General features: G+C 70.8%; 15 protein-coding genes. 5 read left to right on the top strand and 10 right to left on the bottom strand.

The window, feature by feature from the left end:
- Positions 1–40: 40 nt before the first annotated feature.
- Entirely contained in the window at positions 41–2,113 is a 2,073-nt protein-coding gene (locus ACIRD8_RS07635) for a serine/threonine-protein kinase (protein ID WP_403987668.1), read from the bottom strand.
- A gap of 346 nt (positions 2,114–2,459) precedes the next feature.
- Positions 2,460–4,166, bottom strand: coding sequence for a glycerol-3-phosphate dehydrogenase/oxidase (locus ACIRD8_RS07640; RefSeq protein ID WP_403987671.1), 1,707 nt, complete (start codon positions 4,164–4,166; stop codon positions 2,460–2,462).
- Between the two features lie 249 nt (positions 4,167–4,415).
- Here ACIRD8_RS07640 and ACIRD8_RS07645 point away from each other — a divergent pair, with 249 nt between their 5' ends.
- Together ACIRD8_RS07645 and ACIRD8_RS07650 are read left to right on the top strand one after the other, a co-directional pair.
- Entirely contained in the window at positions 4,416–5,678 is a 1,263-nt protein-coding gene (locus ACIRD8_RS07645; RefSeq protein WP_403987674.1) for a nucleotide sugar dehydrogenase, read from the top strand.
- Positions 5,679–5,798: 120 nt separating this feature from the next.
- Entirely contained in the window at positions 5,799–6,407 is a 609-nt protein-coding gene (locus ACIRD8_RS07650) for a hypothetical protein (RefSeq protein WP_403987677.1), read from the top strand.
- Between the two features lie 65 nt (positions 6,408–6,472).
- On the opposite strand, the gene ACIRD8_RS07655 is transcribed toward ACIRD8_RS07650, so the two are convergent.
- The 4 genes from ACIRD8_RS07655 to ACIRD8_RS07670 form a co-directional block, all read right to left on the bottom strand.
- Positions 6,473–7,597 (bottom strand): GuaB3 family IMP dehydrogenase-related protein, encoded by a 1,125-nt coding sequence (locus ACIRD8_RS07655; protein WP_104788355.1) that lies wholly within the window; start codon positions 7,595–7,597, stop codon positions 6,473–6,475.
- 104 nt (positions 7,598–7,701) lie between these two features.
- Positions 7,702–9,204, bottom strand: coding sequence for an IMP dehydrogenase (guaB, locus tag ACIRD8_RS07660; protein ID WP_403987680.1), 1,503 nt, complete (start codon positions 9,202–9,204; stop codon positions 7,702–7,704).
- 136 nt (positions 9,205–9,340) lie between these two features.
- Positions 9,341–9,916, bottom strand: coding sequence for a sigma-70 family RNA polymerase sigma factor (locus tag ACIRD8_RS07665; protein WP_030123887.1), 576 nt, complete (start codon positions 9,914–9,916; stop codon positions 9,341–9,343).
- Positions 9,917–10,372: 456 nt separating this feature from the next.
- The gene (locus ACIRD8_RS07670; protein WP_003948568.1) at positions 10,373–10,984 is read right to left on the bottom strand and encodes a response regulator transcription factor; all 612 of its coding nucleotides are present in this window, start codon (positions 10,982–10,984) and stop codon (positions 10,373–10,375) included.
- A 422-nt stretch (positions 10,985–11,406) separates the two neighbouring features.
- Between ACIRD8_RS07670 and ACIRD8_RS07675 the strand changes: the two genes are divergently transcribed.
- On the top strand, positions 11,407–11,736 hold the full coding sequence (locus ACIRD8_RS07675; protein ID WP_099173812.1) for a WhiB family transcriptional regulator: 330 nt from the start codon (positions 11,407–11,409) through the stop codon (positions 11,734–11,736).
- A gap of 94 nt (positions 11,737–11,830) precedes the next feature.
- Here the strand turns inward: ACIRD8_RS07675 and ACIRD8_RS07680 are convergent, their stop codons facing one another.
- Positions 11,831–12,721, bottom strand: a complete 891-nt coding sequence (locus ACIRD8_RS07680) for a LysR family transcriptional regulator (protein ID WP_403987683.1) — start codon at positions 12,719–12,721, stop codon at positions 11,831–11,833.
- An 82-nt stretch (positions 12,722–12,803) separates the two neighbouring features.
- On the opposite strand from ACIRD8_RS07680, the gene ACIRD8_RS07685 reads away from it, so the two are divergent.
- The gene (locus ACIRD8_RS07685; protein ID WP_403987686.1) at positions 12,804–13,478 is read left to right on the top strand and encodes an MOSC domain-containing protein; all 675 of its coding nucleotides are present in this window, start codon (positions 12,804–12,806) and stop codon (positions 13,476–13,478) included.
- A gap of 117 nt (positions 13,479–13,595) precedes the next feature.
- Entirely contained in the window at positions 13,596–14,369 is a 774-nt protein-coding gene (locus tag ACIRD8_RS07690; RefSeq protein WP_403987689.1) for an SDR family NAD(P)-dependent oxidoreductase, read from the top strand.
- Positions 14,370–14,447: 78 nt separating this feature from the next.
- Here the strand turns inward: ACIRD8_RS07690 and groL are convergent, their stop codons facing one another.
- From groL to ACIRD8_RS07705, 3 genes are all read right to left on the bottom strand, one after another.
- Entirely contained in the window at positions 14,448–16,079 is a 1,632-nt protein-coding gene (gene groL / locus ACIRD8_RS07695; protein ID WP_403987692.1) for a chaperonin GroEL, read from the bottom strand.
- A 98-nt stretch (positions 16,080–16,177) separates the two neighbouring features.
- Complete coding sequence (groES, locus tag ACIRD8_RS07700) at positions 16,178–16,486, bottom strand: co-chaperone GroES (RefSeq protein WP_003966899.1); 309 nt, start codon at positions 16,484–16,486, stop codon at positions 16,178–16,180.
- A 321-nt stretch (positions 16,487–16,807) separates the two neighbouring features.
- Positions 16,808–17,758 (bottom strand): polysaccharide deacetylase family protein, encoded by a 951-nt coding sequence (locus ACIRD8_RS07705; RefSeq protein WP_403987694.1) that lies wholly within the window; start codon positions 17,756–17,758, stop codon positions 16,808–16,810.
- Positions 17,759–17,805 lie beyond the last annotated feature (47 nt).

The following is a 17,805-nucleotide window of genomic DNA, read 5'->3' on the forward strand; positions in this document are numbered from 1 at the left end:
CGGCCGCCCGGAGAGGCGGGCCGCCGGCCGTCGGCACAGGTCAGTCGGTGGGCTTGAACGTGGCGAACGCCGTTTCACGCAGCGTCCGGCACTCCTCGTCGTCCCACGCGTCCGCCTTGCAGCTGATCATGATCGAGTAGCCGTGGGTGGCGTCGACCTTGAAGCCGCGGTTGAGGACCCGCACCCGGATGCCCTGCTGGTTGCGGGTGAACTCCCAGTCGGCGACGGTCGGGTAGCCGTTGAACTCGACCTTCTTTATCCCGATGTGCTTGTAGCCGTCGCTGAGGCTCCTGGTGGCCGCGACGGCCCCGGCCCAGGCGGCTGCCGCGTCGTCCTTCGGGGAGGCGTTGTAGTCGATCTGGACGCGGGGGAAGCCTCCGTCGGCGTTGTAGATGGCGCCGGAGTTCTGTCCCGCTATCTTGTCGAACTTGAAGTTCCCGGGCATCGCCATGGAGAAGTGGAACTGCTTGTTGGTGACCGTCGTGAATCCGGCGGGAAGCGCGTCCGGGTCCGGGGTCGGTTCGGTCTCCGCCGAGGGCGACGCCTCGCCGGTCGCCTCTCCCTCGCCCTCTCCCTGGCCGTCCTTACCGCCGTCCTTCGCGCTGTCGTCGTCCTTGCCCGCGCCTCCGCCGGTGGCGGGCTCGGCGTCGCCGTCGGCCGTCGTACCGGCCGAAGCGGTGGTGTCGCCCTTGGACCCGCCGCTCTCGTTGCCGGTGTCGTCGTCGCCGAGGGTGAGCGCCAGGACCGTGCCGAGGACGGCGAGCACGACGACACCGGCGATGACCGCCAGCGTGCGGCGCGGCACGACATCGGTGATCGACGCACGGGGCACGGCGGGGCGCCCCGGCCCCGCGGCGGGCCCGGAGGCCGATGCCATGGCGGCCGGGGCGGCGGCCGACGGCGACTTCGCGTTACGGACGGAGCGCAGGGCGCCGCGCAGCCGGTCCCGCGTGCCTTCGGCGATCCCGGACGCGCTGACCGGGGTGGTCGCGGAGGAGGAAGCGGAGCCGGAGCCCTGGCCCGCGGGGGCCGGGCTGCCGGTCTCCGGTCTCCCGGAGCCCGCGGAGACCCCGGAACCGGCGCCCTCGCCGGCCGCCGGGGCGGACACGGCGGCAGCGGCCGCAGCAGCAGCCGCGGCCTTCTTGCCACCGCCCCTGGAGTCGCCCTTGTTGCTCTTGTTGTTCTTGTTGCTCCTGCCGTCACCGATCGTGGGCAGCGCCATGACCTGGGTGGAGTCGGCCGGCGGTACCACGGGCTCGTCCGGAGCGTTGATCACCGCATTGAGCAGGACACGTGCCCCGGCGTCGTCGAGCCGCTCGTCGGGGTCCCGGACCAGCAGGCCGTAGATGACCTCCTCCAGCATGCCCGCGTGGGCCGGCGGTTCGACCGGCTCGGTCATCACGGCCGTCAGCGTGGCGATCGCGGAGCCCTTGTCGTACGGCGGGCGGCCCTCGACGCTCGCGTACAGCAGCCCGCCCAGCGACCACAGGTCGGCGGGCGGCCCCGGCTTGTGGCCGCGGGCCCGCTCGGGCGAGATGTAGGAGGGTGCGCCGACGAGCATGCCCGTCGAGGTGACGGAGGGGTCACCCTCGACCTGGGCGATCCCGAAGTCGGTGAGGACGACCCGGCCGTCCTCCGAGATCAGCACGTTGGACGGCTTCACGTCACGGTGCAGGATGCCCTCGCGGTGCGCCGAGCGCAGCACGTCGAGGATGGCGAGGCCGACCTCCGCCGCGCGCCTCGGCGTCAGCGTCCCGTCCTCACGGATCACCTCGGCGAGGGACTTGCCCTCGATCAGCTCCATGACGATCCACGGCCGGTCGTCCTCGTCGACCACGTCGTAGACCGTCACCGCGCTGGTGTTGCGGATCCTCGCGATCGCCTTCGCCTCACGCAGGGTTCGCGTGATGAGACGCCGCTTCTCGTCCTCGTCGATGGACGACGGAAAACGCAGCTCCTTGACCGCGACCGTACGCCCCAACGTCTCGTCGGCAGCACGCCAGACCGTGCCCATGCCGCCCCGGCCGAGCACCTCCCCGAGCCGGTACCGCCCCGCGAGGAGACGTCCGTTCTTGTCCCGTTGGGGCTCCCGCGCCTGCTCCGCCTCCGACATGCGTCCCCTCTGCGATCAACCCGCCCTGGCAGAGCGTTCATTGTCCCTCACCCCGGGACCGGTCATGGTGCCGGGTCCGGGGTCGGCCGTGAAGCGGCCGGAGGGAGGAACCCCCCTGCCGTGCCGATACTCAGGGCGCTGCCCGCCACCCCGCTGGTGCTGACTCCGCTCGCCTGGGAACCGCGAGCCCGCCAAGCGAACCACACCTCACGACCGCATCGTCCTACCTACCCCGGTCCGCCGTCGAGGGCCGCCGCCCCGGCGGCCCTCTTCCGGGCGCTCCACAACGCCCCCGACGGCGAAGAGTTGCACGGCCCCAGCGGCCGAAGGGGCCTCAGGAGAGCCCTCAGAGATGAACGATGTCCGGCGCCCCCAGCCGTGCCGCGTCGGCCGTCAGGTCGTCCGGCTGCCGCTGGGACTCCCGTTCCGCCTCCACCCGCTTGCGGTAGTGCTCCACCTCCCGCTCGACCTGGTCCGTGTCCCAGCCCAGCACCGGTGCCATCAGGTCCGCGCACTCACGGGCGCAGCGGGTGCCCCGGTCGAAGGTCTCGATGGAGATGCGGGTGCGCCGCGTCAGGACGTCGTCGAGGTGCCGGGCACCCTCGTGCGAAGCGGCGTAGACGATTTCGGCGCGCAGGTAGTCCTCGGCGCCCGCCAGCGGCTCGCCCAGCGAGGAGTCCGCCTTGACGAGCTCCAGGAGCTCCTCGGTCATCGCGCCGTAGCGGTTGAGCAGGTGCTCCACCCGGACGACGTGCAGCCCGGTGCGGGCGGCGATCCTGGCCCGGGCGTTCCACAGGGCGCGGTAGCCCTCGGCGCCCAGCAGCGGGATGTCCTCCGTGACGCAGTCCGCCACCCGCTGGTCCAGCCCGTGCACCGCCTCGTCGACGGCGTCCTTCGCCATCACCCGGTACGTCGTGTACTTGCCGCCCGCGACGACGACGAGCCCGGGCGCCGGGTGGGCCACCGTGTGTTCGCGGGAGAGCTTGCTCGTGGCGTCGGACTCGCCGGCCAGCAGGGGGCGGAGTCCGGCGTAGACGCCCTCGACGTCGTCCCTGCCCAGCGGGGTGTTCAGCACCGAGTTCACGTGTTCGAGCAGATAGTCGATGTCGGCGCTGGACGCGGCCGGGTGGGCCTTGTCCAGGTCCCAGTCGGTGTCGGTCGTGCCGATGATCCAGTGGCGGCCCCACGGGATCACGAAGAGCACCGACTTCTCGGTCCGCAGGATGAGCCCCGTGGAGGAGTGGATGCGGTCCTTGGGCACCACCAGGTGGATGCCCTTCGACGCCCGGACGTGGAACTGGCCGCGCTCACCGATCAGCGCCTGGGTGTCGTCCGTCCACACCCCGGTCGCGTTGACCACCTGCTTGGCCCTGATCTCGTACTCCGCGCCGCCCTCGACGTCCTGCACCCGCGCGCCGACGACCCGCTCGCCCTCGCGGAGGAAGCCGGTCACCCGCGCCCTGTTGGCCACCTGCGCGCCGTACCCCGCGGCCGTGCGCACCAGGGTCGCCACATAGCGCGCGTCGTCCATCTGGGCGTCGTAGTACTGCAGGGCTCCGACCAGGGCGTCCTTCTTCAGGGCGGGGGCGACCCGCAGGGCGCGGCGCCGGGAGAGGTGCCGGTGCACGGGCAGCCCGCGCCCGTGTCCGGAGGACACCGACATCGCGTCGTACAGAGCGACGCCCGAGCCCGCGTACAGCCGCTCCCAGCCCTTGTGCTGCAACGGGTAGAGGAAGGGGACGGGCTTCACCAGGTGGGGTGCCAGCCGCTCCAGCAGCAGCCCGCGCTCCTTCAGCGCCTCCCGTACGAGCGCGAAGTCCAGCATCTCCAGATAGCGCAGCCCGCCGTGGATCAGCTTGCTCGACCTGCTCGACGTGCCGGAGGCCCAGTCGCGCGCCTCGACCAGCCCGGTCGAGAGCCCTCTGGTGACCGCGTCCAGCGCGGTCCCGGCGCCTACCACGCCCGCTCCCACGACCAGCACGTCCAGTTCGCGCTCGGCCATCGCGGTCAGCGCCTCGGCGCGCTCCGCGGGTCCCAGTGTCGCTGTCCTCACTGCTGCCTCCCGGTATTCCCGGTGCATCGGGTAGGGCACAGGAGCGGAGACCGGCCGGAGGCCGGGCGCCCGTGCCCACCCCTCGATTCTGTCCGCGCTCCACGACTTCAGCCACCGCCTGTGGACAACACCCGCCCCACACGAGTCACAGAATGCGACATATAGGTCATATTTACGCCTAGTCTGACATAGCACTGTCCACAGCAGTTGCACTTTCTGTCTCTTGGCCTTAGGGAAAGGACGGCCCACATGCCCGCAGACCTCGCCGTCATCGGACTCGGTCACCTCGGCCTGCCCCTCGCCCAAGCAGCCGTCGGCGTGGGGATCCACACCGTCGGCTACGACACCGACCCACGCCCCTTCGCCGAACTCTCGGCGGGCCGTACGCCGGTCGAGGGATCCCTCAGCGCCTCCGCCATCCGCCGGATGCTCTCGGGCGGCTTCCGGCCCACCGCCGACCCGGCCGAGCTCGGCCGGGTGCGCACCGCCGCGATCTGCGCCCCCACCCCCCTCGGACCGGACCGCACCCTCGACCTCCGCGCCGTCACCGACGCGGCCCGCGCGCTCGCCGCCCGGCTGCGGCCGCACACCACCGTCCTGGTGGAGTCGGCCGTGCCCCCCGGCACCACCGAGAACGTCGTCCGCCCCCTGCTGGAGGAGGGCTCCGGGCTGCGCGCCGGCCGCGACTTCCACCTGGCCCACTCCCCCGGCCGCCTCGACCCCGGCAACCGCACCCATGTGTACGGCAACACCCCGAAGGTCATCGGCGGCCTCACCCCCGCGTGCACCGAGTCGGCCGCCGCCTTCTACGGACGGCTCACCGACAAGGTCGTCCGGGCCCGCGGGCCGCGCGAGGCGGAGATGACGAAGGTCCTCGAAACCAACTTCCGGCACGTCAACATCGCGCTGGTCAACGAGATGGCGGTGCTCTGCCACGACCTGGGCGTCGACCTCTGGGACGTCATCAGGTGCGCCGAGACCAAACCGTTCGGCTTCGAGCCGTTCCGCCCCGGCCCCGGGGTCGGCGGCCACGGCGCCCCGGTGGACCCCGGCTACTTCCCGTACAACAGCCGTACGCCCGGACACCCGTTGCGCATGGTCTCGCTGGCCAAGGAGATCAACGACCGGATGCCGAGCTATGTGATCCAGCGCTGCGCGACCCTGCTGAACGAGCACGGCAAGTCCGTCCGGGGCGCCCGGGTCCTGCTCCTCGGCGTCACGTACAAGCCGGACCTCGCCGACCAGGAGGCCTCGCCCGCCCGCGAGATCGCGACCCGGCTCATGGACATGGGCGCCCAGATCGGCTACCACGACCCGCACGTCCTGGACTGGCGGGTACGCGACCTGCCCGTCCCCCGCGCCGACTCGCTCTACGAGGCCGCCGCCGGGGCCGATCTGACGGTGCTGCTCCAGCACCACCGCACGTACGACCTCCAGGGCCTCGCCGTGAAGGCCCAACTCCTCCTGGACACAAGGGGAGCCACCCCTGCGGGTGCCGCCCACCGACTCTAGAACCCGCCGGATCCCAAGTCCCGCAAGGCATTCCCGGTGCCCTGTGTCGGTGGGGCCTGCTAGCCTGCGGCGTCACTCGTCGCACAGCAGTGCGCATCCGTTCCAGGGGGAAGATCCACCATGAGCCAGCCCGTGCAGCCGCCGAACCCGCCCCAGCAGCCCTACGGCGGCGGGCAGCCGACCGACGGGAACCCGTACGCGGGTCAGCAGCAGCCCGGCAGCCCGTACCCGGCCCACCCCGGCGCCGCGCCCACGGGGAACCCGTTCGCCGGCCAGCAGCCCGGCCAGTTCGGTGGTGGCACGCCGTTCCCGCCCGCCCCGCAGGCCTCCCGCAACAACATCGGCCTCGGCGTGCTGACCGCCCTCGGTACCGCGATCGTCGCCGCGATCCTCTACGGCGTGATAGCCGGCTCGATCGAGCGCGAGGTCGGCTACGCGGCCGTCGGTGTCGGCTTCCTGGTCGGCTTCGCGGCAAGCAAGGTCGGCGGAGCCAACCCGCTCGTCGGCGTCGTCAGCGCCGCCTTCTCCCTGGGCGCGGTCTTCCTGGGCCAGCTCGTCGGTATGTCGATGATCCTGGCGGACGGCCTCGGCGTCGGCTTCTCCGAGGTCTTCTTCGACCACTTCGGTGATGTCCTGGACGTCTGGAAGCACGAGGCCGACTTCATGACGTACCTCTTCCTCGCCCTGGGCCCGATCGCCGCCTTCGGTGGCGCCAAGCGCGCCGGCTGACCGACGACATGCGTGAGGGCTCGGACCGCAGCTGCGGTCCGAGCCCTCACACGTGTACGGGGACGTCAGCGGCGGTGCTGCGAGTCCGCCACCGTCACCTCGACCCGCTGGAACTCCTTGAGGTCGCTGTAGCCCGTGGTGGCCATCGCCCGGCGCAGCGCGCCGAAGATGTTCATCGAGCCGTCGGGGTTGTGCGAGGGGCCGGTGAGGACCTCTTCCGTCGTGCCGACGGAGCCGAGGTCGACCAGCTTGCCGCGCGGCACGTCCTCGTGGACGGCCTCCATGCCCCAGTGTCGGCCGCGGCCGGGCGCGTCCGTGGCGCGGGCCAGCGGGGAGCCCATCATCACGGCGTCCGCGCCGCAGGCGATGGCCTTGGGCAGGTCGCCGGACCAGCCGACGCCGCCGTCCGCGATGACGTGGACGTACCGGCCGCCGGACTCGTCCATGTAGTCGCGGCGGGCCCCGGCCACATCGGCGACCGCGGTCGCCATCGGGACCTGGATGCCGAAGACGTTGCGCGTGGTGTGCGCCGCGCCGCCGCCGAAGCCGACGAGGACACCGGCCGCGCCGGTGCGCATCAGGTGCAGGGCGGCGGTGTACGTGGCGCAGCCGCCGACGATGACCGGGACGTCCAGCTCGTAGATGAACTGCTTCAGGTTGAGCGGCTCGGCCGCGCCGGAGACGTGCTCGGCGGAGACCGTCGTACCGCGGATGACGAAGATGTCCACGCCCGCGTCGACGACGGCCTTGGAGAACTGCGCGGTGCGCTGCGGCGAGAGCGCGGCGGCGGTGACGACACCGGAGTCGCGCACCTCCTTGATGCGCTGCCCGATCAGCTCCTCCTGGATGGGGGCGGAGTAGATCTCCTGGAGCCGCGGGGTGGCGGTCTCGACGGGCATCTCGGCGATCTCGTCGAGCAGGGCCTGCGGGTCGGCGTGCCGGGTCCACAGCCCTTCGAGGTTGAGGACGCCGAGGCCGCCCAGCTCACCGATGCGGATGGCGGTCTGCGGGGAGACCACCGAGTCCATGGGCGCCGCCAGGAAGGGCAGCTCGAAGCGGTAGGCGTCGATCTGCCAGGCGATCGAGACCTCCTTCGGGTCCCGGGTGCGGCGGCTCGGTACGACAGCGATGTCGTCGAACGCGTATGCCCTGCGGCCGCGCTTGCCGCGCCCGATCTCGATCTCAGTCACGATGTGTGGCCTTTCCCTCTACGTCTGCGCTGTCCAGTATCCCCGACACATGAGGGAGGGGCGGTTCCGGGAACCCCGGACCGCCCCTCACCTGCGTTGTCGCGTTACTTCTTGCTGTAGTTCGGTGCCTCGGCCGTCATCTGGATGTCGTGCGGGTGGCTCTCCTTGAGACCCGCGGACGTGATCCGCACGAAGCGTCCCTTGCTCTCCATCTCGCCGATGGAGGCCGCGCCCACGTACCCCATCGTCTGGCGGAGGCCGCCGACGAGCTGGTACAGCACGTTGCCCAGCGGGCCGCGGTAGGGCACCTGGCCCTCGATGCCCTCGGCGATCAGCTTTTCGTCGGACGACACCTCGCCCTGGAAGTAGCGGTCCTTCGAGTACGAGCGTCCCTGCCCACGGGACTGCATCGCGCCCAGCGAGCCCATGCCGCGGTACGACTTGAACTGCTTGCCGTTGATGAACATCAGCTCGCCCGGGGACTCCTCGCAGCCCGCGAGCAGCGAGCCGAGCATCACCGTGTCGGCGCCGGCCACCAGGGCCTTGCCGATGTCGCCGGAGTACTGCAGGCCGCCGTCGCCGATGACCGGGACGCCCGCGGCGCGGGCCGCCAGAGCGGCCTCGTAGATCGCGGTGACCTGCGGGACGCCGATGCCGGCGACCACACGGGTGGTACAGATCGAACCGGGTCCGACACCCACCTTGACGCCGTCCACGCCGGCGTCGATCAGGGCCTGGGCGCCGTCGCGGGTCGCGACGTTGCCGCCGATGACGTCCACGTCCACGGCCGACTTGATCTTCGCCATCCAGTTGAGGGCGTTGCTGTTGTGGCCGTGCGAGGTGTCGACGATCAGGAAGTCGACCCCGGCGGACGCGAGCGCCTGGGCGCGGTCCAGCGCCTCGGGGCTGGCGCCGACGGCCGCGCCGACCAGCAGACGGCCTTCGGCGTCCTTGGCGGCGTTCGGGTACTGCTCGGCCTTCTTGAAGTCCTTGACCGTGATGAGGCCCTTGAGGATGCCGGCCTCGTCGACCAGCGGCAGCTTCTCGATCTTGTGGCGGCGCAGCAGCTCCATGGCCTCCACGCCGGAGATGCCGACCTTGCCCGTGACCAGCGGCATCGGCGTCATGACCTCGCGCACCTGGCGCGTCCGGTCCGACTCGAAGGCCATGTCGCGGTTGGTCACGATCCCGAGGAGCTTGCCCGCGGCGTCGGTGACCGGCACTCCGCTGATGCGGAACTTGGCGCACAGCGCGTCGGCCTCACCGAGCGTGGCATCGGGGTGCACCGTGATCGGGTCGGTGACCATGCCGGACTCGGACCGCTTCACCAGGTCGACCTGGTTGACCTGGTCCTCGACCGAGAGGTTGCGGTGCAGTACGCCGACGCCTCCCTGCCGGGCCATGGCGATGGCCATGCGGGCCTCGGTCACCTTGTCCATCGCGGCGGAGAGCAGCGGGATGTTCACGCGTACGTTCCGCGAGATGAGCGACGAGGTGTCGACCGCGTTGGGCAACACATCAGATGCGCCCGGCAGCAGCAGCACGTCGTCGTATGTCAGCCCGAGCGTCGCGAATTTCTCGGGCACTCCGTCGACGTTTGCAGTCATGACACCTTCCCCAAATGGCCTTGATCGGTGCGGATGTCCATGCTAACGGCCCAACGGGGTGTCTCATTCCACGAGCAAGATCACCTAGCGGATATGTGGCTTCCTCCACACCCTGGGAGCCTGGCCGGACCGGTCCCTACTGGCCCGCGAGGGCCCGCAGTCTGCTCAGTGCGCGGTGCTGGGCGACGCGGACGGCGCCCGGGGACATTCCGAGCATCTGTCCGGTCTCCTCCGCGGTCAGACCGACCGCGACCCGGAGGACCAGCAGCTCGCGCTGGTTCTCCGGAAGGTTGGCGAGGAGCTTCTTGGCCCAGGCCGCGTCACTGCTGAGCAGCGCCCGCTCCTCGGGTCCGAGCGAGTCGTCGGGCCGCTCCGGCATCTCGTCGGAGGGCACGGCCGTCGATCCCGGGTGCCGCATCGCGGCGCGCTGGAGGTCGGCGACCTTGTGGCCGGCGATGGCGAAGACGAAGGCTTCGAAGGGCCTGCCGGTGTCCTTGTACCGCGGCAGCGCCATGAGCACCGCCACGCAGACCTCCTGCGCGAGGTCCTCCACGAAGTGACGGGCATCACCGGGCAGCCGGTTCAGCCGGGACCTGCAGTAGCGCAGGGCGAGGGGGTGCACGTGGGCCAGCAGGTCGTGGGTGGCCTGCGCGTCACCGTCGACGGCACGGTGCACCAGAGCACCGATCACCGTCGTCCCGTCCTCGCGCATCGGACCATGGTGCCCCGGCGCCGTCCGATCCGAGGCATCGCGTCCCGAGTTGTGCACCGAAGCGTTATCAGCGGGGGCGCGGCCACGCTCGACGGGCGCGCCGGAACCGCCTGCCGACGCCACGGCCCGGTCGGCGCGCGCTTCCCCGTGCACGTCGGACGGTACGTCGGCGTGCACGTCGGCAGGTGCGTCGTGAGCGTCGTGAGCAGCGTTGTGAACGTTGCGAGCGAGTGCTCCAGCGTTCTGAGCGGGTGCGCCGGATGTCATGTCCTGCGCCCTCCCCTTCCGCTCGACCGAATGTTCCCCGAGGAACTCCACAACCTCAAGGATGCGGCATCGGCCAGGAAGCGTCACATAGCGCTGGTGAGGAGGGCCCGGCCGGGGGGTCCGCCGCCACCGTCGCCCCGTCCGCCGGCGTGCGGACGGGATCGCACGGCTAACGGCCGCGCCACGGCATCAGCGGACCAGGCCCCAGCGGAATCCGAGCGCCACGGCGTGCGCACGGTCCGAGGCCCCGAGCTTCTTGAACAAGCGTCGCGCGTGCGTCTTCACCGTGTCCTCGGAGAGGAAGAGCTCGCGCCCGATCTCCGCGTTGGAACGGCCGTGGCTCATCCCTTCGAGCACCTGGATCTCCCGCGCGGTGAGGGTCGGCGCCGCCCCCATCTCGGCGGACCGCAGCCGACGCGGGGCGAGCCGCCACGTCGGGTCGGCGAGCGCCTGGGTCACCGTCGCGCGCAGCTCGGCACGCGAGGCGTCCTTGTGCAGATAGCCGCGGGCACCGGCGGCGACCGCGAGCGCGACGCCGTCCAGGTCCTCGGCGACGGTCAGCATGATGATCCTGGCCCCGGGGTCCGCCGAGAGCAGCCGCCGGACCGTCTCCACACCCCCCAGACCGGGCATGCGTACGTCCATCAGAATCAAATCCGAACGGTCGGCCCCCCAGCGGCGGAGGACTTCCTCGCCGTTGGCCGCCGTCGTCACACGCTCGACACCGGGCACGGTCGCAACCGCGCGGCGGAGCGCTTCTCGGGCAAGCGGGGAGTCGTCGCAGACGAGGACGGATGTCATGACCGTCCTCCGCAGCTGATGCGCGTCACCTTGAGCCTCCAGGCTGATACAAGTCGTCACCTGTGCGGTTGACCCCCTCGGACATCTGCCCGAGCTCGTTCTCCGTCAACCGCCTCTCCCCCATCAACGACGGTCACTCGAAAGAGTTACGGGGCAAAGCATCCGGTTCGGCACTCTAAGTGAGGGGCCGCGCACGGAGGAGAGCGACACGGGGTCATCCACCCGCCAACCGATCACTCACTCGACAGCCTGCCCCATTTAGCGGGTTTTCTTCCCTTTTGCTGGCGTCTGAGGCTAGATTCGCAATCAGTCATATTTACATCTACTAACACCGTAGATGTACGGTCGGGACTCCGGTCATCGACGAGCACCACGGTCGAGGAAGCCGTTTCCGAACCAGCAAGGTTTCGAGGGGACACGCAATGGCAGATTTCTCCCGCCTTCCCGGACCCAACGCGGACCTGTGGGACTGGCAGCTGCTGGCCGCCTGCCGCGGGGTCGACAGTTCGCTGTTCTTCCACCCCGAAGGAGAACGTGGAGCAGCCCGGAGTGCCCGTGAGACCTCGGCGAAGGAGGTCTGCATGCGCTGCCCGGTGCGTGCCGAGTGCGCCGCTCACGCACTCGCCGTACGGGAGCCCTACGGCGTGTGGGGCGGCCTGACCGAGGACGAGCGCGAGGAGCTCATGGGCCGTGCCCGCAACCGGCTGATCTCCGCGCACTCCGGACCGGCCCCGGAGGCCGGCCACACCTGACACCCAGCACGACCCGCCGATTGCAGAAACGTTTCCTCGCACCTGGCGCGCCCGCCGTCGGGGGCGGCACCACGGGTGCGGCGGGCCGGGCAGGTCAGCGCGCGGCAGCCTGGGACAGCTGGTCCAGGGTCGCCGCCACCGCCGGAACCCTGGCGAGGTCGGGCAGGGTGAGGGCGACGATCTCCCGCTCCACGGCCGGCTCCACCGTCACGGTGCGCGACCCCTTGGGCCGTACGGATTCGAGGGCCAGCCGGGGCAGGACCGCGACCCCGAGACCCGCTCCGACGAGACCGATCACCGCGGGGTAGTCATCCGTGGCGAAGTCGATCCGGGGGGTGAAACCGGACTCCTCGCACACCTCCACCAGCTGCCGCCTGCAGCGCGGGCAGCCGGCGATCCACGGCTCGTCGGCCAGCTCCCCGATGTCCACCGCGTCCGCCCCCGCCAGCCGGTGCCCCTCGGGAACCAGACCGATCAGCCGGTCCCTGAGCAGCGGACGCACCACCAGGTCGTCCCATTCGCCGCCGGCCGTCCCGTAACGGAACGCCAGCGCGATGTCGCAGTCCCCGTCGCGCAGCATCTCCACCGAGCGCGGCGGCTCCGCCTCCACGAGCGAGACCTGGGTGCCGGGGTGCGCGGCGCGCAGCGCGGCGAGGGCGCCGGGGACCAGCGTGGAGCTCCCGCTCGGGAACGACACGAGCCGGACCCGGCCGGCCCGCAGTCCGGCGATGGCGGCGATCTCCTCCTCGGCGGCGGTCAGCCCCGCGAGGATGCCGGAGGCGTGGCGCACCAGTGCCTCACCCGCCTGGGTCAGCCGCATCTCACGCCCCGTACGGATCAGCAGCGGGGTGCCCGCCGAGCCCTCCAGGGCCTTCATCTGCTGGCTGACGGCGGGCTGGGTGCAGCCCAGCTCCCGCGCGGCGGCGGAGAAGGAACCGGTGGTGGCCACGGCGCGCAGGACACGGAGATGACGGGCTTCGATCACCCTTCAACCATAAGCGACGCTTGCAGCAGGGGCAGAATATTCATGAGCGGCTTTGAGGAACTCCCGATTAGTCTGTCCGGTTATGAAGGTGCTCACCGTGAATCTCGGCCGCCCCACCCCCTCTCCCCACACCGACGGGCCCGACGGGCTCACCGGGATCGGCAAGCAGCCGTCGGACGGCCCCGTGCGGGTCACCGACCCCGGCCCCAAGGGCAGCGGCGGCAGCGGCCTGGCCGGTGACACGGTGTGCGATCTCCGGCACCACGGCGGGTCGGACCAGGCCGTGTACGCCTATGCGCGCGAGGAGCTCGACGCCTGGGAGAAGCAGCTCGGCCGCCCCCTGCCCAACGGCGCGTTCGGCGAGAACCTGACGACCTCCGGGGTCACCGTGAGCAACGCGCGGATCGGGGAGCGCTGGCGGATCGGCGACGAGCTGCTCCTGGAGGTGACGTCGGGCCGCATCCCGTGCCGTACGTTCGCGGGCCACATGGGCGAGCGGGGCTGGGTGAAGCGGTTCACCCGTGAGGGGGCGACGGGCGCGTACCTCCGGGTGATCGAGCCGGGGACGATCCGTTCCGGCGACCTGATCGAGGTGGTGCACGTCCCGGGCCACGAGATCACCGCGGCCCTGGAGTTCCGGGCGACGACCACCGAACGGGAGCTGCTGCCCCGTGTGCTCGACGCCGGTGACGCGCTGCACACGGAGACCCTGCGCGCGGCCCGGGCGTACGTGGCGAAGCAGGCCGCCGCCTCCTGACGCGTACGGCAGGGAGGGACACCGGACACCGGCCGAGCGCACAGCCGCGGCGTGCCCGCCTTCCAGGAAGCGGACGCGGGTCGGGCGACCCCGCGGGCGGCGGCTAACGTGCCGCTTATGACGACTGCACTGATTACGGGCGCGACGGCGGGGATCGGGGCCGCCTTCGCACGGCGGCTCGCGGCGGACGGGCACAACCTGGTGCTGGTGGCCCGTGACACGGAGCGGCTGCGGGCCCAGGCCACGGAGCTGCACGACGGACACGGCATCGAGGCCGAGGTGCTGACGGCCGACCTGTCCACGGACGCCGGGATCGACGCGGTCGCCGCACGGCTGACGGACCGTGTGAGCCCGGTCGACCTGCTGGTCAACAACGCGGGCTTCGGCAACAAGGGGCGCTACCTGGACGTCTCCATGGCCGACGAGCTGACGATGCTGAAGGTCCACTGCGAGGCGGTGCTGCGTCTGACGTCGGCCGCCGCGGGCTCGATGCGTGAGCGCGGTCGCGGCGGGGTGGTGAACGTGGCCTCCGTCGCCGCCTTCCTGCCGCGCGGGACGTACGGGGCGTCGAAGGCCTGGGTCGTCCAGTTCACCCAGGGCGCGGCGAAGGACCTCGCGGGTTCGGGGGTGCGGCTGATGGCGCTGTGCCCGGGCTTCGTGCGGACCGAGTTCCACGAGCGGGCCGGGATGGGGACGGGCAACATCCCGGGCTGGATGTGGCTCGACGCGGACAAGCTGGTGGCCGCGGCCCTGGCGGACCTCGCCCGCGGCAGGACGGTGTCGATCCCGGACCCGCGCTACAAGACGCTGATGGGCCTGGTGAAGCTGACGCCCCGCAGCCTGCTCGGCGGAGTCACCTCCCGCGCGGGCCGGACGTACGGCCCGCAGTAGCCGGCCGTCCCCTGACAGCACCGAGGCCCGGTGCCCCCGCGACGGGGGTACCGGGCCTCGGTGGCGTACGGAGCCGTACTAGTGGGAGTGGCCGTGACCGCCGTGGCTGTGGCCGGCCTCGGCCTCTTCCTCGGCCGGCTTCTCGACGACCAGGGTCTCGGTCGTGAGCAGCAGCGACGCGATGGACGCGGCGTTCTCCAGGGCGGAGCGGGTGACCTTGACCGGGTCGATGACGCCGGCCTTCACCAGGTCGCCGTACTCGCCGGTCGCGGCGTTGAAGCCCTGACCCTTCTCGAGCTCGGAGACCTTCGAGGTGATGACGTAGCCCTCGAGGCCCGCGTTCTCCGCGATCCAGCGGAGCGGCTCGACGGCGGCGCGGCGCACGACCGCGACACCCGTGGCCTCGTCGCCGGTCTTGCCGAGGTTGCCCTCGAGGACCTTGACGGCGTGGACCAGAGCGGAGCCACCACCGGAGACGATGCCCTCCTCGACCGCGGCGCGGGTCGCGGAGATGGCGTCCTCCAGACGGTGCTTCTTCTCCTTGAGCTCGACCTCGGTGGCGGCACCGACGCGGATCACGCACACGCCGCCGGCCAGCTTCGCGAGGCGCTCCTGGAGCTTCTCGCGGTCCCAGTCGGAGTCCGTGGACTCGATCTCGGCCTTGATCTGGTTGACGCGGCCCTTGACGTCGGCGGAGTCGCCGCCGCCGTCGACGATGGTCGTGTCGTCCTTGGAGACGGTGACGCGGCGGGCGGTGCCCAGCACGTCCAGACCGGCCTGGTCGAGCTTGAGGCCGACCTCCTCGGCGATGACGGTTGCACCGGTGAGGGTGGCGATGTCGCCGAGCATGGCCTTGCGGCGGTCGCCGAAGCCCGGGGCCTTCACCGCGACGGCGTTGAAGGTGCCACGGATCTTGTTGACGACGAGGGTGGAGAGCGCCTCGCCCTCGACGTCCTCGGCGATGATCAGCAGCGGCTTGGAGCCACCGGCCTGGATGACCTTCTCCAGGAGCGGGAGCAGCTCCTGGATGGAGCCGATCTTGCCCTGGTGGATCAGGATGTACGGGTCGTCGAGGACGGCCTCCATACGCTCCTGGTCGGTCACCATGTACGGGGACAGGTAACCCTTGTCGAAGGCCATGCCCTCGGTGAACTCGAGGTCCAGGCCGAAGGTGTTGGACTCCTCGACGGTGATGACACCGTCCTTGCCGACCTTGTCCATCGCGTCCGCGATGAGCTCGCCGACCTGCGGGTCCTGCGCGGAGAGCGCGGCCACGGCGGCGATGTCGGCCTTGTCGTCGATCGGACGGGCGGTCGCGAGGAGGTCCTCGGACACGGCCTTGACGGCGGCGTCGATGCCCTTCTTCAGGGCGGCCGGGGACGCGCCCGCGGCGACGTTGCGCAGACCTTCGCGGACGAGGGCCTGGGCGAGCACGGTGGCGGTGGTGGTGCCGTCACCCGCTACGTCGTTGGTCTTGGTCGCCACCTCCTTCACCAGCTGGGCACCGAGGTTCTCGTACGGGTCGTCGAGCTCGACCTCGCGCGCGATGGTGACACCGTCGTTGGTGATGGTGGGGGCGCCGAACTTCTTGTCGATGACGACGTTGCGGCCCTTCGGACCGATCGTCACCTTCACCGTGTCGGCAAGCTTGTTGACGCCGCGCTCAAGGGCGCGACGGGCGTCCTCGTCGAACTTCAGAATCTTCGCCATGGGCTGAACTTCCCTCTCGAACGAACTGCGCCCCTCGCCACCCGGCTAGTTATTTCGCAGGGGGCCAGGGGCGCAGAACAGAAGCAAACGTGGGTGAATTACTTCTCGACGATCGCGAGGACGTCGCGCGCCGAGAGGACGAGGTACTCCTCGCCGTTGTACTTCACCTCGGTGCCGCCGTACTTGCTGTACAGAACGACATCGCCGGTCTTGACGTCGAGCGGAAGGCGCTCGCCGTTCTCGAAGCGGCCCGGGCCCACGGCCAGGACGACGCCCTCCTGGGGCTTCTCCTTGGCGGTGTCCGGAATGACCAGGCCGGAAGCCGTGGTCTGCTCGGCGTCGAGCGGCTGGACCACAATGCGGTCCTCGAGCGGCTTGATCGCAACCTTGGAGCTGGTGGTCGACACGATCCGGTCTCCCCCTTCGGAGATCTCACGGGGTTTAACAGTCTGTGGGGTGGCGACCAGGTCGATCCGTCGTCGCGGGTGCCGGACCTGCCCTGTCGCGCGGTTGTGCTGGCACTCTCCATCGGGGAGTGCCAGCACTGAGACTATGACCGCGATTAGCACTCGGTCAAGCGGAGTGCCAATTCACCACCCTCGCGTGGCGCCGCGGGACCGGTCCGCACCCGGCCGGCGGACCGGCGCACGCCCGTACGGCGGACCGGCGCACGCCCGGACAACGCGGGAGATCCACGAAGGGTTCCGTGCATTCGGCCGGACCGCCCGTCAGACGTAGTCCTCCAGTCTGGCTACGGCGTACCCCTTGTCCGTCACCGTCTTCATGACGTTGCGGATCATGTCGGCCATGGAGCCGTCCCAGTCCTCGCGGCCCCGGAAGTGGGTGAGGATGATGTCGCCGGGGTGCAGGTCCCGGTCCCACTCGCGCCACTCCATGTGGTCGGGGAACGCCTCGGCGGCCCACAGGGGTACGGCCTTGATGCCGCAGGACTTGGCGATGCGCAGGGTGTCGCCGTTGTAGTTGCCGTACGGCGGACGGAAGAGCGTGGGCCGCTTCCCCAGGAACTTCTCGATCTTGTCCTGCGAGCCGCAGATCTCCCGGCGCTGGTCCTCCTCGGAGAGGCCCGGGAGATAGCGGTGGTTGAGCGTGTGGTTGTTGAGGGTGACGCCGCGGGCCTGCATGTCCTTGAAGTAGCCGTAGTCGTCGCTGACCTCGTAGTCGCTGAGGAAGGCGCTGTACGGGATGTTCAGCTCCGCCATCATCCGCAGCAGTTCGGGGTCCTTCTCCGCACCATCGTCCATCGTCAGGAAGACGATCCGCTCCTTGGTCGGCACGGTGGTGAAGACCGGCGGCAGCTTCTCCCCGCCCTCGACCTCGAAGCCCTCGCGGGTGGTGATGTGCGGCTTCTCGGCGGGTGGCGCGGGGGCGGCGAGCGGGACCTTCGCCAGGCCCCACTTCTTCGCGACGGCGACGCGGGCGGCCAGCTGCCGCTTCAGCTGCTCGGCCCTGGCCTTCGCCTTCACCTCGGCAGCGGCGGCGCCCGCCGGCGCGGCGGCGGCTCCCGGCCGCCCGGCGGCCGGCTCATGCCCACCGGCGGCCCCTTCGTCCGCGCCGCCGCACCCGGAGGCGGCAGCGCCGATCAGCAGGGCGACCAGGACCAGACAGGCAGGTCTGTGACGCTTCGTGACAGATTTTTCGTTTTGTCGTACTAGCTGCATGGCGCCGCATCCTGCCACCGGGCCGGCCGCTGCCTCCCGCGACACCT

Origin of the sequence: Streptomyces sp. NPDC102451 (assembly GCF_044765485.1) — a bacterium.
Classification (GTDB): domain Bacteria; phylum Actinomycetota; class Actinomycetes; order Streptomycetales; family Streptomycetaceae; genus Streptomyces.